Annotated in this window: 11 protein-coding genes; 7 read left to right on the top strand and 4 right to left on the bottom strand. The window is 55.0% G+C overall.

Annotation, left to right across the window (positions count from 1 at the left end):
- The 3 genes from ACXJ5O_RS09120 to ACXJ5O_RS09110 all read right to left on the bottom strand — a co-directional run.
- On the bottom strand, positions 1-670 hold a 670-nt coding region (locus tag ACXJ5O_RS09120; protein WP_457299611.1), incomplete at its 3' end, for an ATP-binding cassette domain-containing protein.
- Positions 667-1,509 carry a choline ABC transporter permease subunit gene (gene choW / locus ACXJ5O_RS09115; RefSeq protein ID WP_457299610.1) on the bottom strand — a complete coding sequence of 281 codons (843 nt, stop codon included), beginning with the start codon at positions 1,507-1,509 and terminating at the stop codon, positions 667-669. The genes choW and ACXJ5O_RS09120, both read right to left, overlap by 4 nt.
- Positions 1,510-1,611: 102 nt before the next feature.
- Positions 1,612-2,553: a choline ABC transporter substrate-binding protein gene (locus ACXJ5O_RS09110; RefSeq protein ID WP_457299609.1), complete on the bottom strand. Its 942-nt coding sequence runs from the start codon at positions 2,551-2,553 to the stop codon at positions 1,612-1,614.
- A 190-nt stretch (positions 2,554-2,743) separates the two neighbouring features.
- Between ACXJ5O_RS09110 and ACXJ5O_RS09105 the strand changes: the two genes are divergently transcribed.
- The 6 genes from ACXJ5O_RS09105 to ACXJ5O_RS09080 all read left to right on the top strand — a co-directional run bounded on the left by ACXJ5O_RS09105 (position 2,744) and on the right by ACXJ5O_RS09080 (position 10,261).
- The gene (locus ACXJ5O_RS09105; protein ID WP_457299608.1) at positions 2,744-3,346 is read left to right on the top strand and encodes a thymidine kinase; all 603 of its coding nucleotides are present in this window, start codon (positions 2,744-2,746) and stop codon (positions 3,344-3,346) included.
- A gap of 127 nt (positions 3,347-3,473) precedes the next feature.
- Positions 3,474-4,562, top strand: a complete 1,089-nt coding sequence (locus ACXJ5O_RS09100) for a hypothetical protein (RefSeq protein WP_457299607.1) — start codon at positions 3,474-3,476, stop codon at positions 4,560-4,562.
- Positions 4,563-4,565: 3 nt separating this feature from the next.
- Entirely contained in the window at positions 4,566-5,720 is a 1,155-nt protein-coding gene (locus ACXJ5O_RS09095) for a hypothetical protein (RefSeq protein ID WP_457299606.1), read from the top strand.
- 13 nt (positions 5,721-5,733) lie between these two features.
- A complete protein-coding gene (locus ACXJ5O_RS09090; protein WP_457299605.1) occupies positions 5,734-7,641 on the top strand; it encodes an AAA family ATPase in 1,908 nt (635 codons plus the stop codon).
- On the top strand, positions 7,641-8,924 hold the full coding sequence (locus tag ACXJ5O_RS09085; RefSeq protein WP_457299604.1) for a DUF6638 family protein: 1,284 nt from the start codon (positions 7,641-7,643) through the stop codon (positions 8,922-8,924). The genes ACXJ5O_RS09090 and ACXJ5O_RS09085 overlap by 1 nt, the downstream gene beginning before the upstream one ends.
- Before the next feature lie 203 nt (positions 8,925-9,127).
- Entirely contained in the window at positions 9,128-10,261 is a 1,134-nt protein-coding gene (locus ACXJ5O_RS09080) for a DUF2333 family protein (RefSeq protein ID WP_457299603.1), read from the top strand.
- 17 nt (positions 10,262-10,278) lie between these two features.
- Here the strand turns inward: ACXJ5O_RS09080 and ACXJ5O_RS09075 are convergent, their stop codons facing one another.
- Positions 10,279-10,740 (bottom strand): Lrp/AsnC ligand binding domain-containing protein, encoded by a 462-nt coding sequence (locus ACXJ5O_RS09075; RefSeq protein WP_112530643.1) that lies wholly within the window; start codon positions 10,738-10,740, stop codon positions 10,279-10,281.
- Between the two features lie 111 nt (positions 10,741-10,851).
- Between ACXJ5O_RS09075 and ACXJ5O_RS09070 the strand changes: the two genes are divergently transcribed.
- A partial coding sequence (locus ACXJ5O_RS09070; RefSeq protein WP_457299602.1) for a proline dehydrogenase family protein occupies positions 10,852-12,188 on the top strand: 1,337 nt, incomplete at its 3' end.

Genomic DNA, 12,188 nt, shown 5'->3' with positions numbered 1-12,188 from the left:
CGAAAACGATCGTCTTCTTCAGACGCTCCTGCAGGCTGAGAAGTTCATCTTGCAGGCGGGTTCGAATAAGCGGGTCAAGCGCTGAAAAGGGCTCATCCATCAGCAAGATCGGTGCACCTGTTGCGAAAGCGCGCGCGAGGCCGACACGCTGCTGCATGCCACCGGAGAGCTCACCGACCTTACGCTTGGCCCAGTCCTTGAGATTAACGAGTTCCAGCTGCTGCTGCACGGCTTTCGCGCGCTCTTCCTTCGGAACACCGGAGAGCTCAAGCCCGAACCCGACATTCTCTTCGACTGTACGCCAAGGCAGGAGACCGAACTGCTGGAACACCATCGAAACAAGGTGTTTGCGCAAATCCCGCAAGGTTGTCTTGTCAGCCTTGCCGACATCGATGGCTCGTCCATTGTTGTGAACGACGACAGAGCCGCGAGAGATGGGGTTTAGGCGATTGATCGCGCGCAGGAGCGTTGACTTTCCCGAACCGGAGAGCCCCATCAATACGACTATTTCGCCCTCGGCGATGGTGAGAGTGCAGTTGTGAACGCCCAGCACATGGCCTGTTTCAGCCTGGATATCCGAGCGGCTTTTGCCTTGATCGGCGAGGAATAGCGAACCGTCAGTCTTCTTGCCGAAAATAATACAGACATTATCCAGTGTGATCGCTGTCATTCACCTGGCTCCTTACCGGGACGGAATATACGGTCGAGTATGATGGCGACGACCACAATGACGAGACCCGCTTCAAAGCCCAAGGCCGTGTTTACCGAGTTCAGGGCACGCACGACCGGAACGCCAAGGCCATCGGCTCCGACCAGAGCCGCGATGACCACCATTGAGAGCGACAGCATGATCGTCTGGGTGAGGCCAGCCAGGATTTGTGGCATGGCATAGGGCAGCTCGATCTTCCACAGGAGCTGACGAGATGAGGCACCAAAAGCTTCGCCGGCTTCGATCAGATGCCGGGGTGTCGAGGAAACGCCGAGATGCGTGAGACGGATGGGTGCCGGCAACACAAAGATTGCGGTTGCAATCAGGCCGGGCACCATACCTATGCCGAAGAAGACGATGGCAGGGATGAGATAGACGAAGGTGGGCAACGTCTGCATCAGGTCGAGTACGGGACGTATCGCGGCATAGAACTTCGGCCGGTGCGCGGCGATAATGCCGATGGGCACGCCGATCCCCATGCACAGGATGCACGAGGAGAGCACCAGGGTCAGTGTCTCCATTGTTTCTTGCCAGTATCCCTGATTGAGGATGAACAGGAAGCCAAGAATGGTGAGAAGCGTGACCGCTATGGACCGGCGCAGGGCGTAAGCGATGGCGGCGAAAATCACGACCATGATCAGGGGATGTGGATATTTCAGCACAAACATCAGGCCGTCGATGAAGGCCTGCATGACTGCGGCAAGTCCATCGAAAAATCCGGCAAAATTGGTGGTGAGCCAATCGACGGCCGCTTTCGCTGTCCTGCCAACCGGAATCTTGTCTTGCGTTAACCAATCCAAACCAAAACCATCCCCACAAAGAGTAAGTGAAAGGAGCAGCCCGACCAGTGCACCGGGCGGCTCATGTTCTTTGGTCTCTTATCCCGTCAGGGACAGCGATTGTTATAGGCCCAGCGACGCCTTGACCGCGGGGAGGCCTTCCTTGCCATCGAAGGTTGTGACGCCTGCCAGCCACGTATCCAGAATCGCCGGGTTGGCTTTCAGCCATTCGGTAGCAGCCTTGGCACCATCTTCACCGTCATCGAGAATCTTGCCCATGATCTCATTTTCCATCTGCAGATTGAATTTGAGATTGGTCAGGAGCTTGCCGATGTTCGGGCATTCTGTGGTATACCCAGCACGAACGTTGGTATGAATGATGGCGCCACCAAAGTCCGGTCCGAAAACATCATCGCCGCCAGAGAGATAGGCAAGCTTGAAATTCGAGTTCATCGGGTGCGGTTCCCAACCGAGGAAGACGATTGGTTTTTCGCTTTTTGTCTGCTTGGCGACCTGCGCGAGCATGCCCTGCTCGGACGATTCAGCAAGTTCAAAACCCTTCAAACCGAAGGTGTCCTTGGAAATCATGTCGAGAATCAAGCGGTTGCCATCATTGCCGGGCTCGATGCCGTAGATCTTGCCGCCGAGGTCATCCTTGAACTTGGCGATATCCTTGAAGTCTTTCAGACCCTTGTCATAGAGATATTGCGGCACAGCGAGGGTGTATTTCGCACCTGTCAGATTAGGGCCGAGGTCTTCGACAGTCTTGTTCTCGAGGTATGGCTTTACGTCGGCTGCCATAGTCGGCATCCAGTTGCCCAGGAACACGTCAATGTCTTTCTTGCCAAGCGAAKCATAGGTCACCGGTACGGAGAGAACCTTCGTGTCGGTCGAATAACCCAGGGCCTTCAACACTTCGCTCGTCGCAGCCGTGGTAGCTGTGATGTCAGTCCAGCCTACATCGGCGAATCGGACTGTCTTGCAGGATTCGGGTTCCGCAGCGAATGCCGTACCTGCGGAAAGGACCAAAGCCAAGGAAATGGTGAATTTGGATAGTACTTTCATCGATAGTTCTCCCCTTCCGGTTTTTACCGGATTTTCAATGTCATGAACCAAGCACCAAACGGAAACGCATTCAAGCATAGGCGCGCATAAATCCGGTCAAATAGCGACAGTTGTTGATATTCCGACAAAAGTTGCAAGGGAGCGGATTGTAAGGGTTCATGCGGAGAGCCAACTCTGATTAAAGCGGGAGATGGCAAAACTCTATTTCAGTTACTCGGCTATGAATGCCGGAAAATCGACGCTGCTTTTGCAGGCTTCCTACAACTATCAGGAACGCGGCATGCGGACGATGCTGTTCACGGCTGCGCACTATGCCGAAGACGGTGTCGGAAGGATCACCTCACGTCTGGGTGTCAGCGCCGAAGCGCTGCTTTATCGCGATCAAGACGATCTTTTTTCGCTTATCGCCAAGGCCCACGGTGAAAGCGCGCTGAGTTGCGTGTTTGTCGACGAAGCGCAGTTCCTGACCAAGGAGCAGGTCTGGCAGCTGGCGCGCGTGGTCGACCGCCTTAACCTGCCGGTCTTGTGTTTTGGTCTGCGCACGGATTTTCAGGGCAAACTCTTTCCCGGTTCTGCGGAATTGCTCGCCATTGCCGACACTTTGCGGGAAATCCGCACCATCTGTCACTGCGGCGCCAAGGCGACAATGGTTGTTCGTCACGGACCGAAAGGGGAGGCGCTGCTTGAGGGCGATCAGGTGGCGATCGAGAAATCCGTCTATGTCTCGCTCTGCCGCAAACACTGGGAAGAGGAAACGGGCCGGGTTGCGTATGGGGAAGTCCAAAAGCCTTAAACGGCGAATCTCTGCTTGCAAGTTTACCTTGAGACCTGTCATTTTCCCGTAGGCTTTTTTTCGCAATGTAGCGTGTCTATATTCGGTCGTCGCGAGAAGCGATTTTGGTAATCAGGGGAAGACTTAAATGGCGAGTTTGCAGAACTTCGATTCCGAGATCGAGAAGACCAGAACAATGGTCAATGATATGCGGACCAAAATCGATCAGTCCACAATAGTCCTCGACAAATTCGCCAAAGCTGATGAGAAGATCGGCGCTTCCGATTTCGATATCGAAAATGCGCGCATTGATGATGTCCTGCGTCAACAGAAGGTGATGGAAGGCAATATTGCCGAGCTGATCATCGGGCTGGAGGATGCCACCAATGTTTTCGGTTCTGAATTCGAAAGCATGAAAGGTTATTCCGGCTGGGAAAAGTTTATCGGCATCTTCTCCAAGCAGAAGATGCAGCGCCTGCGTTCAGACCGCGTTCGCAATATGTCACTTGCGGGAAATCTTCAGGAACTCCTTTCCAAGTCCGACCGGATTGTTGGTATTCTGAAAGAGCAGAAAGGTGTTCTGGACGAACGCTACAAGACCTCCGAAACGAGCCTTGCGACTGTCATAGAACGGCGCAAGTCCACCATCGCCAACCTCGAAGCGACGCAAAAGCGGATCGAAGAACTAAACCCGCTCTTGCTGGATATTGAAAACAAGATTGCCGCATCGACAGATCAGGGCGCACGCACCGAGCTTGAAGGTCAGCGGTCAAAGCTCGCCACAGAATATAATGAGCGCCAGGCCAAGGAGCAGGAACTGCTTGCGGAAAGCCAGACGCTGGAACGCTACACCTCCATGTTTCAGACTTTCGTCGATTCGCTCAATAACCAGATTGCGGCGCAGAGCACGCTGATCAACAAACTGTCGATCGATACCGAGCAGCGCATCGTTCTTTACAAGGCGCTGGAAGATTCTTTGAAAACGGCCGCGCAACAGGACGTGGCGCACAAGATCAATACGCTCGGCAGCAAGGTGGATACGGCAGCTGAGGAGACCATGGCCGGTGTCGGTGCGGCGGCGCAGAAGCATATTGGCGATCTTCTCGAAATGCACGAGAGGAACATGGTCAGTTCGCAGGATATCCAGCGTCGCAAGAAGCTGGCTGACGATGCTTTCTCGCGGCGGTTCTCAGAGGTGCTGAAGAAGCACAATTCCGCCGATTACGTGCAGAGCTAATCAATGACCGACGATGCCAATGCGGATCTTGCAGCGGCCGAGCGCTATTTTGGCGCTATCCGTGCGGCGCTCGATGGGCTCGAAGTCTTTCTGAACAACCAGGACTCGCCACTCTACAAGCATGATCTGGTTGCACAGACTGTATCTGAATATCTGCAGCGCCTTGTTTCTTCGTTCGAATGCTGGCGAAACAGGCTCGGTTTTGCCGAGCGCTTTCGCATATCCAAGGCCGAGAGCGGTTTTCCTGTCTTCCAGAATGTTCTGGAGCTTGAAAATGACAAGAAGGACGCATCGCTGCGGCTTGCTGCCATTCCGCCGGCGGATGCGCTTCGGGGCGAGATGGCGGATTTCATTCTGCGCAATCGCGAGTTTCCGCGCGATCTGCAAAGGTCCATGGCGGATCGGGTTTATCTGGAAGTGGTGGACAAAGGCGAGATATTCTCTCCCTTCTTGCTGCCAACGACCATCCGCGTTTCTGTTAACCCGAAAACCATGCGCCCCTTCTACGTGGTGCATTGGGGCGCATTCGACGGAGCCTCGAACTTGCCATTGATCTACATGGCGATCATCGAGGACTCATCCGAAGATATGGTGGAGACGCTAGTGGCCGAGGGCAAGCTCAACAACAAAGTCAGAATCCCATTCCCGGTCGGCGGTCTTCTCAATCCGGATCTCGCGCGCCGCTTCGACGACTTTGCCGCGAAGAACTCGGCCTATTCGCTGTCGCCAGTTACCATCGCTACGGCACTCGATCAGGATTTTCCGGAACTGCACCCCAAGCAGCTACGCCGGCTTGTTCTCGGGCCATTCTACACGGCCGGAATTACTGAGCATAATCAGAAGGTTGCCGACGTCCTTGAGCGGGTACGCAAGCCGGAGGACGCTTGGCTCCTGACCTGGACCTTGCAGGAAGTTTTTTCCAAGGCGGAGAAACTCGGCAAACGTGGCCTTTGGTCGTCGGAGCCATCGCGTGAAGAGTTTCACATCAATACTGATGACCTCGAAGCGGCGAGGCAGGGCGTCAGTCACTACGAGCAGCATGCTCTGGTGCCGCATGAGGCCTATCAGGCGTTGTACGCATCGGGGGAAGCGGCAGGGATCTTCAAGGGGTTTCAGACGCATATCCTGTCCAATGGACAGGTGATCAGCGGCGTTTGAGGAGGAAACGATCATGGATGTCGGTCTGACCACGCTTGAGGAGAAGGACATCTCCAAGCATCTTGCCGTCGCACAAGCAATGGTGACGCGATTTGTCTCGCTCGATAGCGGCGAGAAGTCCGGTACCGAAATTGCGGGAACTGATCGGCGTTTTGTCTCCACTGTTTCCACCGGCGGATTGCGCAAGACGCGTGAGGTGGAGCTTGCAAAAACCATCCAGTCTGTGCGCCCCGACGATCACATGCTTTCGATTGCCCAACACACACTGTTGTTTCGGGCTCGTCGTGGTGTAGCGATTGCACTGGCCGTCGCCGATGTTTTCGGCCGGCAGAGTGACCTTGAAAGCCTGATGGCGCGCAATGCTTCCGCTCCGTTACAGGGTGAAGAGGCCAGTCATTTCAAACGGCTTCTGTCAGCTGCAGCTTACGTTGCCGCTTTCGCTTTTGCGGCCTATCTCGCGCAATTGATCGAGGCTGATTCAGAGCCAGCCAATGATATGAGCGAGCCGGATTTTGTCTTCGATACGGCGCAAGACGCCTTGAAATCAGTAATTGCCGGTCTCGATCGTGCGATATCCGGCGCGACCGACGAGCAGGTAATGCTGGCGCGCGCCAAAGCCTTTTCGGCGCTTGCCATCGAAGGGCTTTTGCAGCGCAAGGGACGATTTGACGGGCTCGGCAGTTTCGAAGATACGCACCTGCGGCTCGACAGCGATGACTTCACACTGGACGGGTTCGATGTTGCGCCATCGAAGAAACGCACTCCGCTAGTGATGACATTCAAGAAACCGAACGAAGTTGTCGGCAACCACATCGCCAAGTTTCAGGCCCTGAAGCTTTCCAAAATGCTGATGGCTTATGATTTCGACCGGCAGCTCAATCCGTTTGTCGAGTTGGGCGGGTTTCTGTTCACGTTCATCGGTGATGGTGCGCCGGGCACGGGCAAGACCACGCTGATCCAGATGATCGCCGGGCTGCTCAATGATTATTGCCAGGTCGCGGGTTACGCCTTTCACTATGAGAATTTCGGTGTGGATCAGATATCGTCCTATCAGGGCAAGTCCGGACAGAACTGCAAGCAATTCGTGACGAATGTGCTCAATCCGCGCGTGATCGGTTTCGGCACAATCGATGACATCGACCAGGTGGCGGCCAAGCGTTCGGATGACCGCGCCTCGTCGGGCCAACACGAGATCACCGGCGTACTGATGGAAGCTTTTTCCGGCGCTTCCACTGTTGTTCGCGGGAATTGCTCATTCGGCATGTTCTCCAACTACCCGGAGAATGTTGACGATGCGTTGAGGCAGAGGGCAGGGGCGCGCTGGCTGGTCGACGGGCCGCAGACACGCGACGATTACATCGATATCTTCGCGCTGCTGGCAGGCAAAAACCACAAGATACCGCTCGGCGACCACAAGCTTTATGAAGCGCAACAGATCGAACGGGCGGTGGAGACGGCCTATGACGAATTGTCGGAGCCGCAGGAGGAGGGGCTGAAAGTGGTCTTTGATCGCTTCATTGCGGACAATGGCGAGCCAAAAACCCTATCCGACATCGGCACCTATCTGCACATGATCAAGGAGCGTGAGCCGCGCTTCACCGGACGTGCCATCAAGAACGTCACCGATGCAATCAAGATGCGGGCGATGGATGTGGAACTTCCGGATGAATGGTTTGAAAAGCCAGAAACGTTCATGCACAAGGGCTATGATGAAAAGAAGGCGATGATCGAGTCGTTGCGCAAGCCCTTCACGATGGAGATGGTGCTGCAGGAAACCAACCGCTATGCGGATTCCGAATTCCGCTATGCGGACAAATCCGACGATGCGGCCGTGGACAAGATGGTGCGGCACGTGAGATTGCGTGAGCGGGCGATGCGGGAAGTCGAGGCGCTCAAAGCCAAGGGGCAGTGGGACCTCTGATGGACCTTCTCTACGAAAACGAGCTGATCTATGGACGCTTGCTGACGATCGACCAGCCGCACCTGATAGAGCGCTACAATCGCGCGCTGAAATCCTTCGGTTTCCCTGCGACGAAACTCAAGAAATTCAACGTCGACAGGACCGGCTTTTCGCCGGAAATCGCCAAGGAGCTGAAGGACCCATCTTATCTCGATCCAAATGGCGTCAACCGGCGGTTCATCATTCTGACCCCGGCGCAGGCGGATTTGCCAGTCGTCCACACGCAATTTTCCAACACTTCGCAACTGATGTACGAGTTTTTCACCAGCAATTCCCGCGCCATCAATGCGCTGACGATCAAGGATGTGCTCTACGGCGAGATCGAGGATAGCGTTTCGGTCGTCAACGACATCGAGGACCTTCTGTCGATCAACCAGGTTGAGTTCCGGGTGCTCTCGGCGGAAAACGTCATGGGGCAGGCGGCGGAACTGCGGCTTCTGGTCGACCGGCTGGAAGACGAGCCAGACACCTGGCGCAACAACGAGCTCATCAACCGCATGGTGGAACTCGCCAAGGTCACCGGCGATATCCGGGAGAATTCGCTGGTGCCGGATAAGGTGATATTCCGGCATCGCGCCTTCTGGACCAGCCATTTCGGTGGTGTTTTCATCTTTGTCGATGACAATACGACGACCGTCATTGGCGATCCGTCCGCGCCGGGATTCCGGCGTTCGCGGCCGTGGCAGGTGAATTATATTTCCATCAAGGATGCCGAGCAGGTCTTTCAGTTTCTCGCCTCGACCGGGCGCATCGAACTGCCGCGCGCCTCGTGGATCGAGCAGTCCGGCTATCTGGAAAATCGCGGCGAGATGATCATCCGGCATTTGATCCAGTCATTGGAGCCGGAAAGGGACCTGACCAACATCGACCGTATCTGGCTGCAGACATGGATTCACGCCAATGCCAGCCTGATCAATCATGATGGCACGTGGCCATTCCTCAATGCGGTCAAGCGCGAGATCGGCCAGACCGGGCAGCTGAACATGGCGGAAATCGATCCGAAACGCCGGTTTCTTGTCGTACGCGCCTTGCCACGGCACCCGRACGCCTGGCTGGTCAACCACCTCATCAGCGATTTCGTGCCGTGGGATTTCCTGTCGCGTTATGTCTTCAACAAGCCGGGATTCTATGCGGACTATCAAGGCTGGAGCCCTCCCTATCAGCAACATGTCGTCGAGACACTGAAGACAATTTATTTGAAGGATAAGGAGGGGCTAAGGAAGAAGCTGTATGGGTTGGCGTAAAGTAGCGTGGGCGAGAAGTCGATACTCGTCAATTAACGCCCGGCTCGTTGCAGGCTGCGAAGGCGGAACTTTTGGACCGATTCTACAGGCCGGTTCCCTATCTCGCAGGAACACGTTGTCGATTTTCTCGAAACAACCTATGTGAGTGACAGGTAAGGGCTGCGCCAGTGGCTTTATGGACTTGAACAGTAATGAGGAACAGGATGCTCGAGCCCGTGATCAATTTCTTCAGCCGTATCTTCTACTACATTGGACGTGGCATCGGTTTCGTGATCGGAATCCTCCTATGGCCGTTCATGTGGCTCGGGAGCTGGTATGGTCAGCGGGGCATCATCCTCAAGGCGGTTCTTGGTCTTGCAGTGCTCGTATGGCTCGGTCTCTACGGCTATTTCTTCTACAACACGCAGGTCTGGAAGAATTTCAACCCGGATTATATTGTCGCCTATAATTTCAAGAGCCTTACAGTTCCTGTGGGCGAACCGGTTCCTTCGCCGACGCAAGCTGTCGATACGGGTGCCGCGAAGACGTGTGCACGTTCGGCTATCGTGCAGGTGACGGCAGACCTTACGGATTTCAACGTCAACCAAAACGCATGGATTTCCTCCATGCTGCTCTACAAGCTCGGGTTCTTCGGCGTCGATTGGGACAATACGCCATTCCTGGATAACAAGGCATCCTTCCAGCGTGGCATCAATTCTGCTGTACGCCGCACGGCGGTTGAACTCGTCGATACACTTGGGCGTGTTCGCGGGACCTCGCAGATCGACGCCGACTTGCAGAAGGCGCGCGGAAACCTGCAATTTACTGAAGACGCCTGGTATTTTGGCCTCAATCCCTTTGGTCCGAAGACGCCGACGCCGAGTTATTATCGTTCGGCGGTCAAGGATTTGCGTACGTTCAATACCAAGCTTGAATCTTGCAATGCCATTTTCGATGCGCGTGCGGATAATCTCATCCAGTTCATCGACCGTATCGCCAACGATATCGGCGCGACTTCGGCTATTTTGAAAGATCGTTCGGAAAACAACAATTATGGCTGGTTCGACACGCGCGCCGATGACCGTTTCTGGTTCGCGTACGGCCAGCTTTACGCCTATTATGGCCTGATGAATGCGGCGCAGGTGGATTTTAAACAGGTATTGGATGAGAAGCACCTGACCCCGCTGTGGGATGGTATGGACGGACAGTTGCGCTCGGCCTTGAACATCACGCCCTGGATCATCGCCAATGGCAGCGAAGGCGGTTGGCTGTTTCCAAACCATCTGACAACCATGGGTTTTTATATTCTGCGCGTGCGCTCGAACCTGATCGACATCAAGCAGGTGCTGCAGCAGTAGAAAAACGGCTTCCCGGCTCAAACCGGCAAGCTTGACGTTTCCTTGACCTCTTCCATCACGGCGTAGGTGTGGCTTTCGCGGACGCCTGGGAGTGAAAGCAGCATATCGGAGAGAAAGCGCCGGTAATGCTCCATGTCGGCAACGCGCGCCTTGATCAGATAGTCGAAGCCGCCGGCCACCATATGGCATTCCATCACGTCCGGGTTACGGCGCGTAGCGGCGGCAAAGGTTGCGAAGACATCCGGCGTGGTGCGATCAAGTTTTATCTCGACGAATACAAGCATTGCGCGATCGAGCTTTTTCGGCGACAATTTTGCCGTGTATCCAAGGATGTAGCCGTCGCGGGACAGGCGCTTCACGCGTTCGGTTGTAGCTGTTTGCGACAGGCTGATGCGCTCGGACAATTCTGTATTGGTCAGGCGTCCATCCTTTTGCAGCTCGCGCAATATTCTGCGATCGAGACTGTCCAAATTTTTCATCGCTAAAATATTCCCCATTTGTAGTTTTTTACACGTAATCTCTCACATTCATTGGTGAGAATAACTGAGTAGATTTGGATTATATGGGAAAAATCAATAAGGGGAAGCCTGATGACCGCACCATTGCCATCTACCAATGATTTTTCTGCACCTTATGCCGTCGATGACCAGGAATTGGTTGCCTCGTTGCTTAAGTCCATAACGTTGCCGGAAGATGTCAACCGCCGCATCGATGCCCGCGCCAGCAAATATATCACGACGATCCGCAAGGAAGCGAGCGGTATTGGTGGAGTCGAGGATTTCTTGCGGGAATATGGTTTGTCGACCCGCGAGGGTCTGGCGCTCATGGTGCTCGCGGAAGCCTTGCTGCGCGTACCGGATGCAGCAACGCAGGACAAGCTGATCGAGGATAAACTGAAGCAAGGTCATTGGTCAGAGCACGAGCCGAGCGGCGATACATGGTTCGTGTCGGCATCCGCTTGGGCCCTTGGTCTTTCGGCCAAGGTTATCAAGCCAGGCGAAACTCCGGAGGGCGTGCTTTCCTCGCTGGTCAAACGGATTGGCCTGCCGACTGTCCGTACCGCCACCAAGCAGGCCATGCGCTATCTCGGACACCATTTTGTCTTGGGTGAAACGATCAAGGACGCGCTGAAACGCGCCAGCACCAATGAGGCCAAGGGTTATCGCCATTCCTTCGACATGCTGGGGGAGGGAGCTCGTACACGTAAGGATGCGCAGGGCTATTTCAAATCCTATGCCGACGCCATCGATGCGATCGGCCGCGCCACAGGTAACAAGAAGCTCCCGGATCGCATGGGGATTTCGGTCAAGCTCTCGGCGCTGCATCCGCGATATCTGGCAACACACCATGATCAGGTCATGGCCGAACTGGTGCCCGACCTTCTAGCTCTTGCGCAAAAGGCGAAGTCTTACGATCTTAATTTCACTGTCGACGCTGAAGAGGCTGACAGGCTTGAACTATCACTTGATGTGATCGACCGGGTATTTGCGGATCCATCGCTGGATGGCTGGGACGGATTCGGCCTCGCCATTCAGGCTTACCAGAAGCGGGCTCTTGATGTGATCGATCACATCGACAAGCTCGCGGCGCGGCACAACCGCAARATGATGGTGCGTCTGGTCAAGGGGGCTTATTGGGACACGGAGGTGAAGCGGGCGCAGGAACGCGGTCTTGCCGACTATCCAGTGTTTACGCGCAAACCAGCGACCGATGCGTCCTATCTCGCATGTGCCAAGCGCATGCTCGATGCACGACCGCGTATCTTCCCGCAATTTGCTACGCATAATGCATTGACCGTGGCCATGATTCTGGAAATGGCAGGCGCCGACAAGAGTGGCTTCGAATTCCAGCGCCTGCACGGTATGGGCGAGAGTCTTTACAAGCAGATCACGGAGAAGAACGACAAGATCGCCTGCCGGATTTATGC

This window comes from Phyllobacterium sp. P5_D12 (genome assembly GCF_054049495.1).
The sequence above is the reverse complement of the archived record's forward strand: the minus strand, read 5'-3'. Positions and strand labels throughout refer to the sequence as shown.